The organism is Pseudomonas sp. LRF_L74, from assembly GCF_965644255.1.
Taxonomy (GTDB): Bacteria; Pseudomonadota; Gammaproteobacteria; order Pseudomonadales; family Pseudomonadaceae; genus Aquipseudomonas.
In genome coordinates this window covers 41116-63720 of record NZ_CBFFRH010000005.1, presented here as the reverse complement: position 1 = coordinate 63720, position 22605 = coordinate 41116, and the positions used below count along the sequence as shown (strand labels likewise).

The 22605-nt window shown below is 65.2% G+C and carries 17 protein-coding genes; 13 read left to right on the top strand and 4 right to left on the bottom strand.

Annotation, left to right across the window (positions count from 1 at the left end; translation table 11 throughout):
* Positions 1-42: 42 nt before the first annotated feature.
* From ACSZPK_RS13900 to ACSZPK_RS13840, 13 genes are all read left to right on the top strand, one after another.
* The gene (locus tag ACSZPK_RS13900; RefSeq protein ID WP_437882069.1) at positions 43-1392 is read left to right on the top strand and encodes an LLM class flavin-dependent oxidoreductase; all 1350 of its coding nucleotides are present in this window, start codon (positions 43-45) and stop codon (positions 1390-1392) included.
* Positions 1393-1400: 8 nt separating this feature from the next.
* Positions 1401-2228 (top strand): NADPH-dependent oxidoreductase, encoded by an 828-nt coding sequence (locus ACSZPK_RS13895; RefSeq protein ID WP_437882068.1) that lies wholly within the window; start codon positions 1401-1403, stop codon positions 2226-2228.
* A gap of 103 nt (positions 2229-2331) precedes the next feature.
* Complete coding sequence (locus tag ACSZPK_RS13890) at positions 2332-3699, top strand: MFS transporter (RefSeq protein ID WP_437882067.1); 1368 nt, start codon at positions 2332-2334, stop codon at positions 3697-3699.
* A 133-nt stretch (positions 3700-3832) separates the two neighbouring features.
* Positions 3833-4342: a sigma-70 family RNA polymerase sigma factor gene (locus ACSZPK_RS13885; protein WP_437882066.1), complete on the top strand. Its 510-nt coding sequence runs from the start codon at positions 3833-3835 to the stop codon at positions 4340-4342.
* Positions 4339-5295, top strand: a complete 957-nt coding sequence (locus ACSZPK_RS13880; protein WP_437882065.1) for a DUF4880 domain-containing protein — start codon at positions 4339-4341, stop codon at positions 5293-5295. The genes ACSZPK_RS13885 and ACSZPK_RS13880 overlap by 4 nt, the downstream gene beginning before the upstream one ends.
* A 117-nt stretch (positions 5296-5412) precedes the next feature.
* Positions 5413-8148, top strand: a complete 2736-nt coding sequence (locus tag ACSZPK_RS13875; RefSeq protein WP_437882064.1) for a TonB-dependent receptor domain-containing protein — start codon at positions 5413-5415, stop codon at positions 8146-8148.
* 10 nt (positions 8149-8158) lie between these two features.
* Positions 8159-8836 carry an RraA family protein gene (locus ACSZPK_RS13870; RefSeq protein ID WP_437882063.1) on the top strand — a complete coding sequence of 226 codons (678 nt, stop codon included), beginning with the start codon at positions 8159-8161 and terminating at the stop codon, positions 8834-8836.
* Positions 8833-9807, top strand: a complete 975-nt coding sequence (locus ACSZPK_RS13865) for an ABC transporter substrate-binding protein (protein ID WP_437882062.1) — start codon at positions 8833-8835, stop codon at positions 9805-9807. Before ACSZPK_RS13870 ends, ACSZPK_RS13865 begins: the two co-directional genes overlap by 4 nt.
* 38 nt (positions 9808-9845) lie before the next feature.
* The gene (locus ACSZPK_RS13860; protein ID WP_437882061.1) at positions 9846-11156 is read left to right on the top strand and encodes an NtaA/DmoA family FMN-dependent monooxygenase; all 1311 of its coding nucleotides are present in this window, start codon (positions 9846-9848) and stop codon (positions 11154-11156) included.
* 587 nt (positions 11157-11743) lie between these two features.
* Positions 11744-12781: an NADP(H)-dependent aldo-keto reductase gene (locus ACSZPK_RS13855; protein WP_437882060.1), complete on the top strand. Its 1038-nt coding sequence runs from the start codon at positions 11744-11746 to the stop codon at positions 12779-12781.
* Between the two features lie 50 nt (positions 12782-12831).
* Complete coding sequence (locus tag ACSZPK_RS13850) at positions 12832-14115, top strand: MFS transporter (RefSeq protein WP_437882059.1); 1284 nt, start codon at positions 12832-12834, stop codon at positions 14113-14115.
* A 145-nt stretch (positions 14116-14260) separates the two neighbouring features.
* Positions 14261-14869, top strand: a complete 609-nt coding sequence (locus ACSZPK_RS13845; RefSeq protein ID WP_437882058.1) for a cysteine dioxygenase — start codon at positions 14261-14263, stop codon at positions 14867-14869.
* Positions 14866-16449 (top strand): rhodanese-related sulfurtransferase, encoded by a 1584-nt coding sequence (locus ACSZPK_RS13840; RefSeq protein ID WP_437882057.1) that lies wholly within the window; start codon positions 14866-14868, stop codon positions 16447-16449. The genes ACSZPK_RS13845 and ACSZPK_RS13840 overlap by 4 nt, the downstream gene beginning before the upstream one ends.
* Positions 16450-16644: 195 nt before the next feature.
* Here ACSZPK_RS13840 and ACSZPK_RS13835 read toward each other — a convergent pair whose 3' ends face one another.
* The 4 genes from ACSZPK_RS13835 to ACSZPK_RS13820 all read right to left on the bottom strand — a co-directional run bounded on the left by ACSZPK_RS13835 (position 16645) and on the right by ACSZPK_RS13820 (position 22457).
* The gene (locus ACSZPK_RS13835) at positions 16645-17577 is read right to left on the bottom strand and encodes a sulfonate ABC transporter substrate-binding protein (RefSeq protein ID WP_437882056.1); all 933 of its coding nucleotides are present in this window, start codon (positions 17575-17577) and stop codon (positions 16645-16647) included.
* 2 nt (positions 17578-17579) lie between these two features.
* Entirely contained in the window at positions 17580-18623 is a 1044-nt protein-coding gene (gene mgrA / locus ACSZPK_RS13830; RefSeq protein WP_437882055.1) for an L-glyceraldehyde 3-phosphate reductase, read from the bottom strand.
* Positions 18624-18811: 188 nt separating this feature from the next.
* Positions 18812-20158: an LLM class flavin-dependent oxidoreductase gene (locus tag ACSZPK_RS13825; RefSeq protein WP_437882054.1), complete on the bottom strand. Its 1347-nt coding sequence runs from the start codon at positions 20156-20158 to the stop codon at positions 18812-18814.
* 106 nt (positions 20159-20264) lie between these two features.
* On the bottom strand, positions 20265-22457 hold the full coding sequence (locus ACSZPK_RS13820; RefSeq protein WP_437882053.1) for a TonB-dependent receptor: 2193 nt from the start codon (positions 22455-22457) through the stop codon (positions 20265-20267).
* Positions 22458-22605 lie beyond the last annotated feature (148 nt).

Sequence of the window (22605 nt, the reverse complement as noted above, 5' to 3'; positions counted from 1 at the left end):
ATGTCTCTCTGGCCGGCATCGCCCCGGACCAAGGATCGCCCCATGACTCAACGACAACTGCATTTCGGCGCCATTCTCACCGGCGTCGGCACCAGCCAGCAGGAATGGCTGCACCCGGACATCCCAGGCGATGCGAGCATCGATATCGACTGGTACAAGCAGCAGGCTCGCGCCGCCGAAGCGGCCAAGTTCGACTTCGTGTTCATCGTCGACAGCCCCTACATAACCCCCGAGTCGGCACCGCACTTTCTCAATCGCCTGGAGCCACTGACCCTGCTCTCGGCCCTGGCCGGCGCCACCGAGCGCATCGGCCTGGTCGGCACCCTGACCACCTCCTACACCGAACCGTTCAACGTCGCCCGCCAGTTCGGCTCGCTGGACCAGATCAGCCACGGCCGCGCAGGCTGGAACGTGGTCACCACCGGCCTGGAAGGCGCTGCCGGCAACTTCGGCCGCGAGCAACATATCGACCATGGCGAACGCTATCGCCGTGCCCATGAGCATGTCGCCGTGGTGCAGGGCCTGTGGGATTCCTACGAAGACGATGCCTTCCCCCGGGACAAAGCCAACAAGCGCTTCCTCGACCCCGGCAAACAGCATCGCCTCGATCATCAGGGCGAGTTCTTCTCGGTCACCGGGCCGTTGAACATCTCCCGCTCCCCCCAGGGCCAGCCGGTGATCTTCCAGGCCGGCGTATCCGAGTCGGGTCGAGGATTGGCGGCTGAGATCGCCGAAGGCATCTTCGCCGGCGTCGATAACTTCGACGATGCCCGCGAGTACTACGCCGACATCAAGCGCCGGGCCGCCGAGACCGGGCGCAACCCGGAACATGTGCTGTTGTTCCCGGGCATCGAGCCGATCATCGCCGACACCGATGAACAGGCCCAGGCCATCCAGCGTGAACGCAAGGGCGAGCTGGACCTGCGCAAGGCCCTGGTGCAACTCGGCCGCCCGTTCAATTACCACGACTTCAGCCAATACGACCTGGACGCCCCCTTTCCTGACCTCGGCGACCTTGGCGTCAATGGCTATCGCGGCCACGCCGAGCGCATCAAGCGCGTCGCCCGCGAGCAGAACCTGACGCTACGCCAGGCCGCCCTGCGTTTTGGCCAGCCCTATTCCAGCTTCGTCGGCTCGCCGCTGACCGTGGCCAACGAGATCGAGCGCTGGTTCCGCGAAGGCGCGGTGGACGGTTTCAATATCCATGTCGGCCCTCCCCGCGAATTCGCCCGCTTCACCGATGAAGTGCTGCCGATCCTGCGCGAGCGCGGCCTGTTCCGCAGCGAGTACGAGGCACGCACCCTGCGTGGCCATCTTGGCCTCGCAGTACCACGCAACCGCTACGCCGCCACGGCCAGTGGCGCGCTCAAGCAAGAACCCGCCACGGCCTGAACACACTTATGAGCAGCCCATTCGAAACCCTCTGGCAGCAACGCTACCGCGATCTGCGCAACCAACCTCCGGCGATTGCCGACAGCCCCGTGCTCGAAGCGTTGCTCGGCCATCGCAGCGTGCGGCGTTATCTCGACCGGCCATTGCCGCCCGGCACCCTGGAGACCCTGCTGGCCGCCGCGCAATCGGCGGCGTCCTCATCCAACCTGCAAGCCTGGAGCCTGATCGCCGTACAAGACCCGCAGCGCAAGGCACGCCTGGCGGCCTTGGCCAACGACCAGGCACATATCCGCCAGGCACCGCTGTTCCTGGTCTGGCTCGCCGATTTCTCGCGAGCACAACGGATCGCCGACAACCAGGGCGCGACGCTGCAGGCACCGGCTTATCTGGACAGCCTGCTGGTCGGCAGCATCGATGCCGCACTGGCTGCGCAGAATGCGGTGGTCGCGGCGGAAAACCTCGGCCTGGGCACCGTCTATATAGGTGCCCTGCGCAACGACCTGCAGGCCGTCATCGATGAACTGCAATTGCCGCCACTGGTGTTTCCGGTATTCGGCCTGTGCGTGGGTTACCCCGATCCACAGCAACCGGCGGCGATCAAGCCGCGCCTGTCCCAGGAGGTGGTCCTGCACCGGGAAACCTACCGGCCCGGGGAAGGCGAAGCCCAGGCCATCGCCGACTATGAAAGCGCAGCCGCCGCGTTCAGCCGCGAGCAAGGGCAAGACAGCCCCGGCTGGAGCCGGCAGGTGATTGATCGCCTGCAGGGCGTCGCGGCCCTTCACGGCCGCGAGCGCATCGCCCAGACCCTGCGCGGGCGTGGCCTGGCCCAACGCTGAACCACGAACCACAGGCCGCCGATGAAGGCGGCTACGGACGTCTCTCCTGAACAGCATCTCCCCCGCGCCACCAGAGGAAAGAACCTTCCAGCGCAAGGTGCCGATGATCATCGGCTGCGCGCTGTTCATGGAACTGCTCGACTCCACCGCCGTGCTCACCGCCCTGGCGCAGATCGCCGGGGACTTCGGCGAATCCAGCGTGCACATGAACCTGGTGGTGACCCTGTACCTGCTGGCGGTGGCGATGTTCATCCCGATCAGTGGCTGGCTGGCCGAGCGCCTCGGGCCACGCCGGGTATTCATCGCCGCCATCGCCCTGTTCATCCTCAGCTCGCTGGCTTGCGCCGCCTCCACCTCGTTGTTGCAATTGTCCCTCGCGCGTTTCTGCCAGGGCACGGCCGGCGCGATGATGGTGCCGGTGGGCCAGGTGATCCTGCTGCGCTGGACCAGCAAGGCCCAGCTGATGCGCGCCATGGCCTTTCTCACCATGCCGGCCCTGATCGGCCCGGTGGTCGGCCCGCCACTCGGCGGCCTGCTGGTGACCTGGCTGTCGTGGCACTGGATCTTCCTGATCAACCTGCCGATCGGCCTGCTCGGCATCCTGCTGGTGCTGCGCCATATCCCCGACTATCCGGGCCACCGCCAGCAGCCGCTGGACCTCGCCGGCTTCCTGTTCAGCAGCATCGCCCTGGCCAGCCTGATGCTGGCCTTCGAATCGCTCGGTCATGGTTCCCTGGGCTGGACCTGGTCCTGCGCGCTGCTCGGCAACGGCCTGCTGTTCGGCCTCCTGTACACGCGCCATGCACGGCACAAGGCATTGCCGCTGCTGGACTTCTCCCTGCTGAAGATTCCCACGTTCGGCATCGTGCTGTGGGGCGGCGTGCTGTTTCGCCTGGGCAGCGCGGCACTGCCTTTCCTGCTGGTACTGCTGTTCCAGGTCGGTTATGGCCTGAGCGCCTTGCAGGCTGGCCTGCTGACCTTCGCCGGCGGGGTCGGCGCACTCATGATCAAGTTCATTTCGGTACGCCTGGTCAGGCGCTTCGGCTTTCGTCGCATCCTGCTCCACAACAGCCTGCTGGCCACCGCCTCCATCGCCATCTGCGCCTTGCTCGACCCGCAACGCGCACCGCTGGCGGTGCTCCTGGTGCTGTTCGCCGGCGGCCTGTCGCGCTCCCTGCAGATGAGCACCATCGGCGCCCTGACCTATGCCGACATCAGCGCCAGTCGCGCCGGCCAGGCCAGCACCCTGTCGGCCATGAGCGTGCAACTGAGCCTGAGCATGGCGGTGTGCGTGGCGGCGATGCTGCTTGGCCTGATCCAGCGTATCAACGGCCATGTCACGCCCGGCATCGACGACATCGGCCTGACCATCGCCCTGACGAGCCTGCTTTGCCTGGCCTCGGGGCTGGTCTTCCGACGCCTGACCGAGACGGCCGGCATCGCCGTCTCAAAACCGCAAAACCTTGCATAAACAATAAAAACAAAATCAATAAAAGTTATATATCCATCGTTTATTGATCTTTTTCCCGGAAAAAACCCTTTGCTAGCATCGCCGCACCGGAACACCGGACTTATCCAATCGCCGTACACTTTTGGTGAGCCTAATGTCCGATGTCGCCACCCTGCACAAACATGCCGTGGGCCTGCTGTTTCGCGATCACTACCATTGGCTCTGCTCACGCATGCGTCGCTACGCCCAGTGCGCAGCCAGCGCCGAAGATATCTCCGCCGAAACCTTCGCGCAGATCCTGCAAGCCACTCCGGGCACGCCGATTCGCGAACCCCGCGCCCTGTTGACCACCATCGCCAAACGCCTGCTCTATCAACTGCAGCGCCGCCGCGACCTTGAACGCGCCTACCTGCAGACCCTCGCCCAGGAAGCCGAGGAACTGAGCCTGTCGACCGAGCACCTGGCCCAACTGGTGGAAGCGCTGGAGCGTATCGACCGTCTGCTGGAGCGCCTGCCGGCCAAGGTCAAGGCGACCTTCCTGCTGTCCATGGTCGACGGCATCAGCTATGCCGAGATAGCGACCACCCTGGGTATCTCCCTCAGTTCGGTGAAGGTCTACATGGAGCGGGCATTGCAGCAATGCTACCGGGTCGGCCTGGCATGAAGGCGCCACCCGCGAGCCAGGACCCGGTTGCCCAGCAGGCGATTCGCTGGATGGTACTGCTGCGCTCCGGCGAAGCCTCCGCCGAGGACCAACGAGCCTATCGGCAATGGCGCCAGGCCGACGCCAGGCACGAGAGAGCCTGCAGCCATCTCGAACAGCACCTGGGGGTATTCCAGGTTCCCATCGCCCGTGGCATCAGCGGCGGCATGCTGCAGAAAACCCTGGACACCTCGCTCGACCGTCGCCAACTGTTGCGTCGTACGGTGCTCGGCATCGGCCTGCTGGCGGGTGCAGGCAGCCTCTTCGATCGCCTGTCGCCCCTGCACAGGCCCCTGGCCGACCTGCGCACGGGCACCGGGGAGCGCCAGCGTTTCCAGCTCGTGGATGGCAGCCAGCTGACGCTCAATGCGCGCAGCCTGGCGGACCTGTATTTCGATGCCCACGAACGCCGTGTGCAGCTCTACGAAGGCAGCGTCCTCGCCAGAATCGCCAGCGACCCGCAGCGCCGTTTCGTCGTCAGCAGCCACGGCCAGCGCATCGAGGCGCTCGGCCCGGAGCTCATCGTGCAAAGCGACGCCAGCCAGGGCTGTGCAATCGCGCTGAACTGCGCCCTGCGTATCAGCAACGGGCATGACCAACTGGCGCTACGGGCCGGCGAGAAAGTCAGCTTCGACGAGTTCTCCTTCGGCCAGGCACAACCCCTGAGCGGCGGCGAGGCCGCCTGGATCGACGGCTTCACCGAAGCCCGCAACCGACCGCTGGCCGAAGTGGTAAACGACTTGCGCGCCTATCGGCCAGGCGTCATCCAGGTCGCCCCGGAAGTCGCCGGCCTGAGGGTCAGCGGCCTGTTCCCGCTCGATGACAGCGACCTGGCCCTGGCCGCCCTGGCCGAGATCCTGCCGATCCGCCTGGCCTGGCGGACATCGCTGTGGGTAAGCATTCTACCGGCCTGAAGCAGGCTGCCGGCTGGTTCTAGGCTGAGAACCAAATCGTCTAGCCTTTCGCCCCTCCTCGCGCCACATGAGAACAAGAGCCACCGGATGCAGTGGCCATTCGCGAGGAAACGCACGATGCCCCACCCCTTTGCAATACGCTTCAAACGAACGGCCCTGGCCATGCTGCTCGGCGCACCGCTGGCAGCACTGCCTGGCATGGTCCAGGCGCAGCAGGCCGAAAGCAGCCAGCAGCACTACCAGATTCCTGCCGGCCCGCTCGAACAGGCCCTGCTGAGCATCGCCCGGCAGAGCGGCCGGACGATCTCCTTCGCCCCGGAGCTGGGCAGCGTTCACTCGACGGCGGTCGACGGCACCTACTCGACCCAACAGGCCATCGACCAGGCCTTGCAGGGCACCGGCCTGGCCGTGCGGGTGAGCAAGGATGGCGTGTTCATCATCGTGCCGGCGCCCGCAGCCGTCGCCGCGCCGCCAGCCAACGCTGCGCAAGGCGACATCCCGACCCTGGACGTGGTCGTCTCCACCGGCGTGCGCGGGCGCAGCGCGCGCACGGTGACCAGCAGCCCGACGCCCATCGACGTGATTCGCGGCGACCAGCTCAGCGCCGGCGGCATCGGCCTCAAAGAGGCGCTGGACAAGGCCATCCCGTCGCTCTACATCCGCTCCTCGCATCGCAACAACAACGACAGCGTGATGAAGCCGACCGGACTGCGTGGCCTCAGCGCCGGCCACGTGCTGGTGCTGATCAACGGCAAGCGCCGCCACAACAGCTCGCTCTATCAGCGCACCGCCGAGGACGAGACCGGGGTCAACCCGGTCGACCTCGACCTGATTCCCACCAGTTCGATCGACCGCATCGAAGTGCTGCGCGATGGCGCGGCCGCCCAGTACGGTTCGGACGCCATCGCCGGGGTGGTCAATATCATCCTCAAGTCCAACGATCATGGCGGCGAACTGGTGTCGTCCCTGGGCCAGTACTACGCGGGCGACGGCGAAACCTACAAGCAGACCTGGAACCAGGGTTTCAGCCTGCCCAACGAAGGCTTCGTCAACCTGGCCCTCGATGCGCGCAAGAACGCCCGTACCGACCGCTCGATTTCCGCCACCGACCAGTTCTACGCGCGCCTGCCCGACGGCAGCCTCGACCCGCGCGAATCCGACAATCGCCATCGCGCGTACGGTGGCTCGCCGGAATCGAAGGGGATCAACGCCTCCTACAACGCCGAGTTGCCGATCAACGATGCGCTGCAACTGTATTCCTTCTCCACGATCAGCAAGCGCGAGCCAACGGTCTGGCACAACTACCGCCGCCCCAACTCGGTCAACAACATCCCGGAGGTCTATTCGAACGGCTTCGTGCCCAAGTACAGCTTCGAAGAAATCGACTACCAGGCGCTGTTCGGCGGCCGCGGCACCCTCGGCGAGTGGGATTGGGACCTGAGCAGCAGCTATGCCTACAGCCGGACCAAGCACAACGTCGATGAAACCCTCAACGCCTCGCTGGGGCCGAGCAGCCCGACCAGCTTCTGGCTGTATACCTGGAAGAACAAGGAGTGGACCAACAACCTCGACTTCAGCCGCACCTTCGAACTGGACGGCCTGAGCAAGCCCCTGCAATTCGCCTGGGGCCTGCAGCATCGCTACGAGAAGTACCAGATCGACGCGGGCGACCCGCTCTCCTACGCCATCGGCGACTACGTGTTCTCCAGCGGCCCACTGGCCGGACGGCCCGCCGCGCCCGGTGCCCAGGGCACCTACCAGGTCGGCGGCGCGGAAGCCGCCGATGCACGCTCGCGCAACAACTACTCCGCCTATTTCGACATCGGCCTCAACCCGACGGACAAATGGTTCGTCGGCTTCGCCGGGCGTCATGAACGCTTCGACGACAGTGCCGGCAACGTGACCATCGGCAAGCTGTCCAGCCGCTACGAACTGACCCCGACCCTGGCCATACGTGGCAACTTCGGCAACGGTTTCAAGGCGCCCTCCTTGTCGCAATCGATCGCCACCGACTCGACCTGCACCCTCGGCCGTATCAACGGCGTCAGCAGCCAGGTGTGCTCGCAGCGGGTCGGCGTATACACAGCGCTTGGCCAGGCCCTAGGCGCCCAACCGCTCAAGCCCGAGCGCTCGACCGACTTCAGCCTGGGCCTGACCTACGAGCCCGCGGCGAACCTGCGCTTCACCCTGGACGCCTACCGCATCGCCCTGCGCGATCGTATCGCCTCCACCGGCTACCTGGGCGGCAGCGCCGTTTCGCAGATCCTCAGCAACGCCGGGCTACCGGACTACTACCAGATCAAGTACTTCGCCAACGCCCTGGACACACGCACCCACGGCATCGACGCGGTCTCCGAATACCTGCAGGACGCCGGTGCCTGGGGCCAGGTGCGCTGGAACCTGGCGTACAACTGGAACGAAACCGACATCACCAAGATCCACGACACGCCCGCAGTCCTCCAGGCCACCGGCCTGACCCTGTTCGACCGGCAGAAACAGGGTTACCTGACCGAATCGCAACCGAAGAGCAAGCTGATCCTCGGGGTGAACTGGAAGTACCGCCAGATCGGCGTCGACCTCAAGCTGACCCGCTACAGCTCGATCAAGGAATTGGAGAACAACCCGCTCTACGACGCCTCCTACGGGGCCAAGTGGCTGACCGACCTGACGCTGTCCTGGCAGGCGCTGGACAACCTCACCCTGGAGCTGGGCGCCAACAACCTGTTCGACGTCAAGCCCGACGCCAACGGTTTCCCCGGCGGCAACCCCCAGGGCTTGCCGCCCTACGGCTACGTGTCGCCGTTCGGCTTCAACGGTGGCTACTACTTCACCAACCTGAAATTCACCTATTGAGGAGCGTGCCATGAGCATCATCATCGAGCCCATGCCCCGGCCCATCGAGGCACACCTCATCGAGCGCCTGGCGCGCTGCGAAACCGGCACCATCGGCCACTTCGAACACCAGGGTTTTCTCAACGGCAACCTGCGCCCGGTCACCCCCGGCGTGCGCGTCGCGGGCACCGCGATCACCCTGCGCACGCCGAGCATCCTGGCCAGCCCGATGGCCTATCTGCTCAGCGTCGCGCGCCCCGGCGACTTCATCGTGGTCGACCGCTGCGGCGAGAGCAAGCATGCCAACTGGGGCTACGTCACCAGCTACGCGGCGCGCCTGATCGGCATCGCCGGGATCATCATCGATGGCCCGAGCACCGACCTGCAGGAACAGCGCGAACAGGGCATTCCCTGCTGGTGCAGCGGCGCGTCGCCGATCACGGTCAAGGGCGACCAGCCGATCGATGGCGCGATCAACGTCCCGGTATCGGTGGGCGGCGTGGCGATCAACCCGGGCGATGCGGTGCTCGCCGACGACAGCGGCATCTTCGTCTGTTCGCCGCAGCGGCTGGTCGAGATCAGCGATGAAGCGTTGTCCCGCCAGGCCAGGGAACAGGTGACCCTGGAGCGCCTGGCGCGTGGCGAAAGCCTGCTCGAGATCTTCGGCCTGGCCCCCGCCATCGCCGCCGCCCTTGGAGAATCGCGATGATCAAGCGCCGTACCTTGCTCTACGGCGCTGGGCTCGGCCTGGCCGCCGGAGCCGGCTGGCTCGGCCTCTCGGGGCGCACGCCAACGGCCGAGCCGCTACGGGTGATCCATGGCCGTGACTCCTGGGACCGCTATTTCGCCGTGGCCGGTGTCGAGCCGCCCGACTACCCGGTGGAGCCGGTGCGCTTCCCCGGCGCCGGCGCGCCGCTGGAGGTGGAGGCGCTGAGCAACGGCTACCTCGACCTTGGCAGCATGAGCGAGATACCGCCGCTGTTCGCCAAGGAAAAGCACACCATCCTGCGCATCATCGCGGTGCAACAGACCGACGTGAACAACCAGGTCATCCTGGTTCCTCGCGGCTCGCCAATCCGCACGGCGGCGGACCTCGCCGGCAAGCGCATCGGCTACGCGCGCTCGACCACCTCGCATTACTTCCTGGCCCAGGTGCTGAAAAAGCATGGCCTGGACTTCGCCGCGATCCAGCCCAGCGCCCTCGGCGTGGAGGATGGCTTCGGCGCCTTCCAGAATGGCGGGCTGGATGCCTGGGTGGTCTGGGGCATCTATGCGTTACGCGCGCGCCGTGTGCTCGACGCCCAGGTGCTGCTCAATGCCGAGCACTACCTGTCCGGCAATTTGCTGCTGGTCTCCCAGCAACGCGCACTCGACGACCCGCAACGCCGCGCCCGCCTCGTCGACTACACGCGGCGCATCGGGCGGATGTGGCAATGGGTCGAACGCCACCCCCAGCAATGGGCGCGCCATAGCGCGGCGCTCACCGGCATTGCCGAGGAGGACTTCCTGACCCAGGTACGCGAGCAGAGCCGGCCAACGCGCCTGGTCCCGGTCAGCGAGGCGAGCATCGACTCGCAACGACAAGTGGCCGAGTTTCTCGCCGGCGCGGGCATCCTCAAGGGCGATACGCCGGTGGATTACCTGTGGAGCCGCGACTTCGACTTTACCGAGCCCGCCTGAGGGCGGGCTCGCGAGACATCAGCAAAAGGTCCTGGACAATGAACAAACCCCTGCACTTCACCGCCTTTCAAATGCTTTCGCCCGGCGACAATGGCGCCTGGCGCGACCCCGCCAACCAACGCCGGCACCTCGATCTCCACTACTGGATCGAGCAGGCGCAACTGCTGGAACGTGCGGGCTTCGACGCGCTGTTCTTCGCCGACATCCTCGGCGTCTTCGAAACCCGCGAATCAGGCCCCGAGCTGTCGATCCGCGATGCCCACGTGTTTCCCCTCGGCGACCCCTTCGTGCTGATCAGTGCGCTGGCCGCGGCCACCCGCCGGCTCGGCTTCGTGGTCACCGCTTCGACCACCTACGAGCCCCCCTTCCTGTTGGCCAGGCGCTTCAGCAGCCTCGATCACTTCAGCAATGGGCGGATCGGCTGGAACATCGTCACCTCCTACCTGGACAGCGCGGCGGCCAACTTCGGCCTGTCCGAGCAGGTCGGCCATGCCCAGCGCTATGCCCGCGCCGAGGAATACATCGAAGTGCTGGAAAAACTCTGGCTGCAGTCCTGGCAAGACGGCGCCCTGCAGGTCGACAGCGCGAGCGGCATCTACGCCGACCCGGCCAGGGTCCGCACCATCGATCACCACGGCGAGTACTATCAGGTGCGCGGCCCGCACCCGGTCGAGCCGTCGCCGCAAGGCAAGCCGGTGTACTTCCAGGCCACGGCGTCCGACACCGGCTTCGACTTCGCCATCCGCCATGCCGAGGCGCTCTATACCAACGCCGGCAACCCGCAACAGTTGAAAGCCAATATCCAACGCCTGGAGCGCCTCGCCAGCGATGCCGGGCGCCCGGCGCGACCGCTGGTATTCGCCGGCGTCGACCTGGCCGTCGCCAGCAGTCGCGCCGAAGCCGAGGAAAAACTGCAGCGTCGTACCCAGTACCGCAACGACGAAAGCATCCTGGCCTGGAACGGCATCGACATCCGCCACTACCCCCGCGACACCCTGCTCTCCAGCCTGGAAACCTACGGCACCACCCGCCCGCTGCGTTCGGTCAACGGCCGCCTCGACGTGACCATCCAGGACTATATCGACCACACCCGCCGACAGCGCTCGCCGTTCACCCTGGTCGGCACCCCCGACGAGGTGGTCGATGGCCTGGCCGAAATCGCCGCCGACACCGGCCTGGACGGTTTCAGCATCACCTCGGCGAACACCCCGGGCATCTACGAGGACTTCGCCGAACACCTCACGCCCCGGCTGCGCCAGCGTGGCCTCCTGGCCCAGCCGGACGAGCGACGCCTCACCCTGCGCCAGCGCCTGGGCGGGCAGTCGGCCGCGAGCGGGAAAAACGATTAGCGATGTGCATGTTATAAGCACATGAAATAAACATATTTATAAAAAATACCCCTGCGCCCTAGAATCCCCCGCTTTGCCGCCCCACCTGCCCCTGGCTTACGGCCAGGGGCAGCGTGCCGCCTGCCACGGCGTCGGTTCCGCCGGCCTGTGGCCCGCGCTCCAGAGTCCGCTCATCGCCAAGGAGGCCCCACGTGCACTGCCGTTCACAGGACCTGGACCGGACGGTTCATCGCGACGCGCCATCGATGCCTGGGAGTGATACCCTACCGCCCGCCTGCATATGCCGTGCTCGCAGGCCAATAACCGCTGAACGGATCGCCCGACACGGGATCGGAAGTGGCTACCGCTGCACGCCTCGCGCCTCCGCTGCTCGCCACCGGTTCCGCCAGCGCCTGAGTCCTGGCCACCTCTTGGGCCATGGCCCGCGTCCCTTGGCCATGTCGGCGCACGCGAAGCCAGCCAGGACAACGAGGAGGAAACATTCATAGACAGCCTGGCCGTCCCCGGCCACGCCTCGACCCACGGTTACCACGATCCTGCCCATTTCCTCAGCGGCAGGCCCTGAGCCAACGTCAACGGAGTTTTTCATGCAGACACGCAATCTCGGCCGTACCGACCTGAAAGTCAGCGTCATCGCGCTCGGCACCATGACCTGGGGCGAGCAGAATACCGAGGCCGAAGCCTTCGAGCAGATCCGCCTGGCCAAGGACGCCGGGGTCAACTTCCTCGACACCGCCGAGATGTACCCGGTGCCGCCGAACGGCAAGACCTACGGCAGCACCGAGGCCATCATCGGCAACTATTTCAAGCGCTTCGGCGACCGCAGCGACTGGGTGCTGGCCAGCAAGGTCGCCGGGCCGGGGCGCATGGAACACATCCGCGACGGCAACCCGCGCCTCGACCGCAAGAACATCACCGCCGCCCTGGACGCCAGCCTCGACCGCCTGCAGACCGACTACCTCGACCTGTATCAACTGCACTGGCCGGATCGCAAGACCAACTTCTTCGGCCAGCTCGGCTTCAGCCATGACCCGGACGACCAGTTCGTCGCCATCGAAGACACCCTCGAAGTGCTCGATGAACTGGTCAAGGCCGGCAAGATCCGCCACATCGGCCTGTCCAACGAAACCCCGTGGGGCACCGCGCAGTTCCTGCACCTGGCCGAGTCGCGCGGCTGGCCACGGGCAGTGTCGATCCAGAACCCCTACAGCCTGCTCAACCGCACCTTCGAGATCGGCCTGGCGGAAATCGCCCTGCGTGAACAGATCGGCCTGCTCGCCTACTCGCCGCTGGCATTCGGCGTGCTGTCCGGCAAGTACCTCGACGGCGCCCGTCCGGCCAAAGGCCGCCTGACCCTGTTCGACCGCTTCCAGCGCTACAACAACCCGCAGGCGGAAATCGCCGCCAGGCGCTACGTCGAGCTGGCCCGCGACCACGGCCTGGACGCCGCGCAGCTGGCCCTGGCCTTCGTCACCTCGCGGCCGTTCGTGACCAGCAACATCATCGGTGCGACCACCCTGGAACAGTTGCGCAGCAACCTGGCCAGCGTCGAACTGACGCTGAATGACGAATTGCTCGAATCCCTGGAAGCCATCCATATCAGCCAGCCCAACCCCGCTCCCTGATGACCCAGCGGGCAGGCGCTGCCTGCCCGCGACTGCCTGCGAGTCCCGAAGTGTCCAGCGCAACCCGTTCCGCTCCACGCAATGTCTATCGCCAACCCGGTTTTCTCGCTTTTCTGATTGCCCGCATGGCCGCCGTCGGCGCCATGCAGATCCAGGCCGTCGTCGTCGCCTGGCAGGTCTACGACATGACCCGCGATCCCCTGTCGCTGGCCTACGTCGGCCTGGCCCAGTTCATTCCGATGGTCCTGCTGCTGATGCCCGCCGGCGACCTGATCGACCGCTTCGACCGCAAGCTGATTCTCGCGCTGAGCTGGGCGGTTTCCTCGCTATGCAGTGGCATCCTCGCCTGGCTGTCCATCTCCGGCGCCGAAAGCCCGCATGCGATCTATGCGGTGCTGGCCCTGTTCGGTTGCAGCCGTGCCTTCACCGGGCCGGCCTTGCAGAGCCTGCTGCCCCAGGTCGTGCCGCGCGAGCACCTGGCCGCGGCCATCGCCGCCAACAGCATGATCATGCGCGGCGCCACCATCCTCGGGCCGCTGCTCGGTGGCGGGCTGTACGCCATCGGCGGCGGTGGCCTGACCTATGGCCTCTGCCTGGCCTGCTTCCTGCTCGGCCTGGTCCTGCTGCGCCAGGTCCGGGTCGCGTTCGCCGAACAGCGCCAGCCGCTGGAAGGCACCGCCTGGACGCGCTTCACCGCCGGCATCCATTTCATCCGTTCGCGGCCGATCATCCTCGGCACCATTTCCCTGGACCTGTTCGCCGTGCTGCTGGGCGGCGTGGTCGCCCTGTTGCCGATCTACGCCCAGGACGTGCTGCAGGTCGGCCCGGAAGGCCTGGGTGCGCTGCGTAGCGCGGTGGCCATCGGCGAACTGTCGGTCGGCCTGTACCTGAGCCTGCATCCGTTCGACCGCAATGTCGGCCTGACCATGTTCGGCGCAGTGGCGGTATTCGGCCTGGCCAACCTGGTGTTTTCCCTGTCCAGCCTGTTCTGGCTGTCCTTCGTCGCCCTGGCGGTGGCCGGTGCCGCCGATATGGTCAGTGTCTACATCCGCTCGACCCTGGTGCAGTTTTCCACGCCGGATGCCATGCGCGGCCGGGTCAACGCGGTGAACATGCTGTTCATCGGCTCGTCCAACGAACTCGGCGAGTTTCGCGCCGGCAGCATGGCCTCGTGGTTTGGCGTGATCGGCGCGGCCGTGGCCGGCAGCCTGTGCACCCTCGGCGTGGTCGGCGGCTGGATGTACGGCTTCAAGCAATTGCGCCAGCTCAACCATTTCGCCGACGCCTCGCCTGGTGACGAGGGATCGCTGCCAACCGATAAAAAGCCGGCATGATAGACAGTACCGCAGGCTGCCCTCCTGTGGCGCCCTTCGCCATTAGATTCAAAAGTCGCATATTAGCTTATGCCTAAATTGACTTTTTATAATCAATAGCGAATTGCTACCCTTCGGCTCGAACCGTAGTTGGATGAGAGCCACCATGACCGCCCCCCTTCGCCTGGACCGGCTACGCACCTTCATCGGTGCGTTGGCCGACCTGCTGGATACGTCGCCTGACGAGAGCGTGATACTGGACCAAGGCAAGACGTTGCTCGCAGAACTGGTCGCCCATGACGACTGGCTGCCCGAGGCGTTCGCCCAGCCCGATCCTGCGCGCTACCAGCAATTCCTCCTGCATGCGGACTCGCAGCAGCGCTTTTCCATCGTCAGCTTCGTCTGGGGGCCGGGCCAGGAAACCCCCGTCCACGACCACCGTGTGTGGGGCCTGATCGGCATGCTGCGTGGCGCGGAAGCCTCGCAGTCGTTCGAGCGCCACGCCGATGGTTCGCTGCACCCTGAGGGCCAGGCGATACGCCTGTTGCCGGGACATGTCGAAGCGGTGTCGCCCACGGTCGGCGACATCCACCGTGTCAGCAATGCGCACCAGGACCGTACCTCCATCAGCATCCATGTCTATGGCGCCAACATCGGCGCGGTCAAGCGTGCCGTTTTCCTCCCGGATGGAACGGAGAAACCGTTCATTTCCGGTTACTCCAACCCCTACCTGCCCAATCTCTGGGACCTGTCGAAAGAGAGCCTTGCCTCATGAGTCAAATCGTCACCCGCTCGTTCCAGAATATCCGCCAAGCCTTGCTGGAGCGCCGTGAAACCGCTCTGATCGACGTACGTGAAGAAGCGCCATTCGCCGAGGAACATCCACTGTTCGCGGCGAATATCCCGCTGTCCAAGCTGGAGCTGGAAATCCATGCCCGTGTGCCTCGGCGCGATACCGCGATAACCGTCTATGACGATAGCGAAAAACTCGCCGAGATCGCCGCCGAACGCCTGATCGAACTGGGCTACACCGATGTGGCCCTGCTCAAGGGCGGCCTCGCCGGCTGGCGTGATGGCGGCGGCGAACTGTTCCGCGACGTCAACGTGCCGAGCAAGGCCTTCGGCGAACTGGTGGAAAGCGAGCGTCACACGCCGTCGCTGGCCGCCGAGGAAGTCCAGGCGCTGCTCGATGCCAAGGCCGACGTGGTGGTACTCGACGCCCGCCGCTTCGATGAATACAACACCATGAGCATTCCCACCGGCATCAGCGTGCCCGGCGCGGAATTGGTGCTGCGCGCCCGTGAGCTGGCGCCGGACCCGCACACCCGGGTCATCGTCAACTGCGCCGGACGCACCCGCAGCATCATCGGCACCCAATCGCTGGTGAATGCCGGCCTGCCCAATCCGGTGGCGGCCCTGCGCAACGGCACCATCGGCTGGACCCTGGCCGGGCAGAAACTGGAGCATGGCCAGCAGCGTCGTTTCGCCGAGGTCTCCGCCGCCACCCGCGAGCAGGCATCCGCCTCCGCCCGCCAGGTCGCCGACAAGGCCCGGGTGGGCCGCGCCAGCCTTGAAGACCTGCGGCGCTGGCAGGCCGAGGCCGCTCGCACGACCTACCTGTTCGACGTGCGCACCCCGGAAGAATACGAAGCCGGCCACCTGCCTGGCGCACGCTCCACGCCAGGCGGCCAGTTGGTCCAGGAGACCGACCACTTCGCCAGCGTGCGCGGCGCGCGCCTCGTCCTCGTCGATGACGACGGCGTGCGCGCCAACATGAGCGCATCCTGGCTGGCCCAGCTGGGCTGGGAGGTGCATGTGCTCGACGGCCTTGCAGCCGAAGCCTTCACTGAACAAGGCGCCTACGCCGCGCCGCTGCCTCCGCTGCCCCAGGCCGAGGAGATCGAGCCAGCCCGGCTCCAGGCCTGGCTGGCCGAAGGCAGCACCCAGGTGCTGGACTTCACCGCCAGCGCCAACTACGTCAAACGCCACATTCCGGGGGCCTGGTGGGCGATTCGCGCACAGTTGCCGCAAGCGCTGGAACGCATCCCGGTCGCCGAGCGCTACGTACTGACCTGCGGCAGCAGCCTGCTGGCGCGTTTCGCCGTGGCCGACCTGCAGGCGCTGACCGGCAAGCCGGTGTTCCTGCTCAAGGGCGGCACCGCGAGCTGGGTTGCCGCCGGCCTGCCGAGCGAAGAAGGCGAGACGGCCCTGGCCGTGCCCCGCAGTGACCGTTACCGGCGGCCCTACGAGGGCACCGACAACCCACGCGAGGCCATGCAGGCTTATCTGGATTGGGAGTTCGGCCTGGTCGAGCAGCTTGGCCGTGATGGCACCCACGGGTTCTTCGTGATCTGAGCCATTTAGAGGCAATTGCAGACATTCGTGCGATGACCGTTTAGTCGTCATTCCCGCGAAGGCGGGAATCCAAATACTCTGAGTTTTCTGGATTCCCGCCTTCGCGGGAATGGCGGTATAACGAACGCCCGCTCCTGCCTCAGAGCGGCCTTTTAAAGGCTGGAAGCAAGCCTCCAGCCTTTCAGTCGAAACGCTCTACTTGCCGCGCCAAACTGCCCCAGCGACATCCACCCGTTTCGGGATCAAGCGGTTTTCCAGGAACAGGTCAGCCGTGCGCTGCTGGGCGGCGGCGATCTCATCGCTCACCGGCAGGATCGGCGATGGCGGACGATGGGTGAAGGTGCGCTGCACCACCGCCTCCGGCAGGCCCATGAATTGGGCCAGGATCTTCACGCTGCCCGCCTCGTCGCTGCGGGTCAGGCCCTCGGCGTTGCTCAGTTCGCCGAGCAACTCGCGGATGAACACCGGATGCTGTTCGGCATAGGGCCGCGCGGCCAGATAGAACGGGCCGATGAAACCCAGCCCTTCGCCGTTGGCCAGCAGGCGCGACTTGCCCTCCAGGTCGATGGCCGAATAGAACGGGTCCCAGATTGCCCAGGCATCCACGCTGCCGCGTTCGAAAGCGGCGCGGGCGTCGGCTGGCGCCAGGTAGACCGGCTGGATGTCACTGATGCTCAGGCCTGCTTTGACCAGCGCGCGCAACAACAGATTGTGGGCGCTGGAGCCTTTCTGAAACGCAACCCGCTTGCCTTTCAGCTCCGCGACGGATTGCAACGAACTGTCCTTCGGTACGAGGATCACTTCAGCCTGGGGCTTAGGCGGCTCAGCACCGATGTACAGCAAATCGGCACCAGCGGCCTGGGCGAAGATCGGCGGGATATCGCCAGTGGAACCGACGTCCAACGCGCCAACGTTCAAGGCTTCAAGCATCTGCGGGCCAGCCGGAAATTCGATCCACTTGACCTGCGTGTCTGGAAAACGCTTCTCCAGCATTTCATGCTGCTTGGCCAGCACCAGGCTGGTGGAACCTTTCTGGTAGCCGATGCGCAACGTCTGCGGATCGGCCGCCAGGGCCAGGCCAGACAAGCCCATGAGCGCCAGCAAGGCGCCCAGTCGAAACCGCTTCATGCTCACTCCTGCCAGTCGGTCGAAGGTTTTTCCCAAAGATTGATCCCGCCTTCCACGGCGTAGCGGTCGATCTCGGCCAGTTCGCTGGTGCTGAACGCCAGGTTGTCCAGCGCGGCGACGTTCTCGACGATCTGCTCCGGCTTGCTCGCGCCGATCAGTGCCGAGGTCACCCGTGGGTCGCGCAGGGTCCAGGCCAGCGCCAGTTGCGCCAGGCTCTGGCCGCGTCGCAGGGCAATTTCGTTGAGTGCGCGGGCGCGGGCGATGTTGTCGTCCGACAGATGCTCGGGCCGCAGCGAGGCGCCGCCCGGGCGATTGACCCGTGCATCGGCCGGGATGCCGTTGAGGTACTTGTCGCTGAGCAGCCCCTGGGCCAGGGCGGTGAAGACGATGACGCCAGCGCCCTCTTCGTCCGTGGCCTCCAGCAGGTCTTTCTCGATCCAGCGGTTGAACAGGTTGTAGGCCGGCTGGTGGATCAGCAGCGGCACGTTGCGCGCGCGCAGCAGCGCGGCGATCTCGCGGGTCTTGCCCGCCGAGTAGGACGAGATGCCGATGTACAGCGCCTTGCCCTGCTCGACGATGCTGGCCAGGGCAGCGGCCGTCTCCTCCAGCGGCGTGTGCGGGTCGAAACGGTGCGAGTAGAAGATATCGACGTAATCCAGGCCCAGGCGCCGCAGGCTCTGGTCGAGGCTGGCGACGAGGTATTTGCGCGAACCGCCACCCTGCCCGTACGGCCCCGGCCACATGTCCCAGCCGGCCTTGGTCGAGATGATCAGTTCGTCGCGATAGGCCTTGAAGTCCTCGCGCAGCAGGCGGCCGAAATTGCTCTCGGCGCTGCCGTAGGGCGGGCCGTAGTTATTGGCCAGGTCGAAGTGATTGATGCCCAGGTCGAACGCCGTGCGCAACAGTGCACGCTGGGTATCGACGGGCGTGGCGTCGCCGAAGTTGTGCCACAGGCCGAGAGACAGCGCCGGCAGCACCAGGCCACTACGACCCACACGGCGATAGGGAATGCGCTCATAGCGATCGGGGGCGGCAAGATAGGTCATGCGATTCTCCTTCAAGCGGGTGGAGCGTTCTGAGTTAGAAAGTAGTTGCAGGCGATTTAGGGACGCCTCTGAGGCAAAAGCGGACGTTCGTGGGATGACCGTTCTTACGCTGTGTGTTTAGCCGTCATTCCCGCGAAGGCGGGAATGACGATAAATAGAAACGAACGTCCGCTCCTGCCTCGAAACAGTCATCTCACCTGGGATACATCCTGGAAAAAACGATTGGCAGGTCGCCGCAACCCCAGATGTTCACGCAAGGTGCGGCCTTGGTAGTCCTCGCGGAACAGGCCGCGACGCTGCAACTCGGGAACCACCTGAGTAGCGAAGTCCTCCAGACCCAGCGGCAGGTGCGGCACCAGTACATTGAAACCATCGGCGCCACGGCCTTCGAACCAGGCCTGCAACTCGTCGGCGATCTGCGTCGGCGTGCCGATCAGGCTGTAGTGGCCACGACCGCCGGCGATCCGCCGGCCTAGCTGGGCGAGGCTCAGGTTCTCCGCGCCGGCCAGTTCGGTCAGCAGTTTCTGCCGACTCTGCTGGCCGCTCTCGGTCAACGGCAGCTCCGGCAGCGGACCCTCCAGCGGGTAGCCGGAGAGGTCGAAGTTGCCGAGCATGCGCCCGAGCAGGGCGACGCCCACTTCAGGCTCGACCAGTTCCTGGAAGCCTTCGAACTTCTCCCGCGCCTCACCCTCGCTCTGGCCAACCACGACGAACACGCCAGGCATGATTTTCAGCGAATCCTCGCTGCGCCCGTAGCCTTCCAGGCGTCCTTTCAGATCCTTGTAGAACGCCTGGGCATTGGCCAGGGAAGTCTGCGCGGTGAACACCACTTCGGCGGTCTGCGCCGCCAGATCACGGCCGATCTCCGACGAACCGGCCTGGACCACCACCGGCCGGCCCTGGGGCGAACGTGCCACGTTCAATGGTCCGCGCACCTTGAAGTGCTTGCCCTGGTGGTCGAGCACATGCAACCGCGCCGGATCATGGAACTGCCCACTGGCCTTGTCGCGAATGAAGGCATCGTCGGCCCAGCTATCCCACAGGCCCGTGACCACCTCGTGGAACTCGCGGGCCCTGGCGTAGCGCTGGGCATGCGGGATATGCGCATCGAGCCCGAAATTGTGTGCCTCGGCAGCGGCATCGGAGGTCACCAGGTTCCAGCCTGCCCGGCCGCCGGAAAGATGATCGAGCGACGCGAACTTGCGCGCCACATGGTAAGGCTCGTTGTAGCTGGTGGTGACGGTTCCGACCAGGCCGATGCGCTCGGTCACCGCGCTCAACGCGGCAAGCAGCGTGAGCGGCTCGAAGTGGGCGGAACGCGCCATGTGGCCGGCGATTTGATCGACCGGCGCGGCCACGCTGTCAGCCACGAACAACGCATCGAACCTGGCCGCTTCGGCGATCTGCGCGGTGCGCCTGTACACGGAAAAATCCAGCGGATCGGCCGGCACGTCGGGATGGCGCCAGGCCGCGACGTGGTGACCGGTGGCCATGAGGAAAGCGCCGAGGCTGAGCTGCCTGTTGGATCGAGTCATGATGAATTACCTGAAGGGATGCATGACCGCCCTGCCGTTCTCTGCCGGCTCGGGCGGGTTGTGCACGCAGGACCAGGCGCACCGGGCATTCGCTGCGCCTGCCTGATCAGAAGTCCTTGCGCAGTTGCACACCGAAGTAGCGTTCGTCGTCGCGCGGCACCGAGCGATAGATGTAGCTACCGCCCGAGGCCAGAAGCGGCGAATAGGATTTGTCAGCCAGGTTCTTGGCCAACAGCGCCACTCGCCAACCATCGTTGTAATTGGCCAAGGCCACGCTGGCGTTCCAGATACCGTAGGCGCCCTGGATCGTGTCCGCGTTCTGGTCGAGGCTGTACTGCACCTTGTCCTGCCAGCTGTAGTCGGTGCTCAACTCGACATCCAGGCCATTGGCCAGGGGAATGCTGTAGTCGGCGCGCACATAGCTCTTCCAGTCCGGGGTGAAGGGCAGTGGCGCGCCATCGATATCGCAGGTCGCCGCCGCGCCTGCCGGACACTGGAAGCTGTCGACCCGGGCCTTGGTGTAGGCGACCGCGCCAGAGAACTTGAGATTGCGCGTGGCCTGCAGGCTGTAGTCGAGTTCGACGCCTTGGGTTTTCACACTGCCGGCGTTGATCAGGCGAGTCACCACCTGATTGGCGACCGTGTCGTAGAAGTTCGCCTGGTAGTTGTCGTAATCGGTGTGAAAGATCGCCAGGTTGGCCGTCAGGCGATTATTCCAGGCACTGCTCTTCAAGCCGACTTCGTAGGAGTCGGACGTTTCCGGCTTCAACGCATCGATGTCGCGCGGCTGCATATTGAAGAACACGTTGTACGCCGGTCCCTTGTAGCCACGCGAATAGGTCGCGTAGCCCGTCAGCGCGTCCGTGAAGTCGTACTGCACGCCCAGGCGGCCGGTCCAGCCATCCTCGTCCACCGAGCCGGAACTGCTGGTGGAGGGCTGTACCCCCGTGACCGCAGTGGCCGAGCTGGAGACGCGGCGATGGTCATATTCGACGTCATCGTGAGTCCAGCGCAGCCCCACGATGCCACGTAAATCGTCGGTGAAATTGAAGGTGTTCTCGCCGAACAGCGCATAGCTGTCGTTACTCACGCTGTAGTCGGCGCGCCCGTTGTTGGCGACGCCGCCGTTAACCGACAGGCGCCGATAGGTTTCGTCGGAACGGCCGTGCATGTAGAAGGCGCCAACCACGTATTCGAGGAACTCGCCCTTCGGCGAGGCCAGGCGCAACTCCTGGGAATACTGGTCGTAATCGACATCGCCCCGGTCATGCGAGGCGGTCGTCGGCAACGCGGCGCGACGGTCGCCATCCTGGTACTGGGTGTTATCCCAGCCACGCCAGGCGGTGATCGAGGTCAAGGTGAAATCACCGAGCTGCCAGTCAGCCTGACCGGAAATACCGGTGTTGGTGTCTTCGACATGCGTCGTGTAGTCGCTGTTGATCTCGCGGTTGTGTGCGCTCGGGCGCAGGCCAACGGCATACACCGGGTCGGTGGTCGACGAAATCACCCCGCTGGGAATGCTGTCATCGCCCTTGGTGTAATCGCCGATCAGGGTGAATCGGAAATCCTCGTTCGGCTCGAACTGCAACTTGCCACGCACGCCCTTGCGGTCGTAGCCGTTGACCTCGTGGCCATTGGCGACGTTCTCGACGTTGCCGTCGTACTTGCCGAACAAGGTGCTCAACGAACCTTTCAAGGTATCGCTCAGGCGCCCGCCAATGCCAAAGCGCAGGCGGTTTTCGTTGCCGCCGCCGAAGTGCGAATAATCGACGTAACCGTGGGTTTCGTCGTCGATGTCCTTGGAGACGATATTGAGCACGCCGGCCGAAGCGTTCTTGCCGAACAACGTGCCCTGCGGCCCGCGCAACACTTCGATGCGCTGCAGATCGAGCAGGTCCAGGGTCGACTGGCCCGGACGACCGTAGACCACGCCATCGATGACAGTGGCCACGGTCGGCTCGACGCCCGGCGAGGTGGAAATGGTGCCGACGCCACGGATGAACAGCGAGGTGTCCTTGTTCGATGCGCCGGTGCGGTAGTTCAGGGTCGGCACCTGCTGGACGATGCTCGACACGTTGTTGCGATTATCGCGCTCCAGCTGTTCGCCATCGACCACCGAGACGGCGACCGGCACCTTCTGCAGCGACTCTTCGCGACGGGTGGCGGTGACCGTCACGGTCTTCAACGCGGTGGCTTGCTCGTCCTGCTCGGCGGCATCCTGGGCGAAAGCGCCCTGCCCCAATGTGGCCAGGAGAACCGCCACGGCCAGCGGTGTACGGTGATGAATGGGTGCTTGCATGAAATGTCACTGCCCTGGTTTGACCTGATCGCGCCCGCTCCCCGCAGGCATCCAATGCGCTGTCGATCTGGTCTCGCTCGTGCGAGTGGCAGTTTCGATGAAGGCGATCGCTCGCTTGTTAGCGCTAACAGCGAGAAGTATCAGAGCC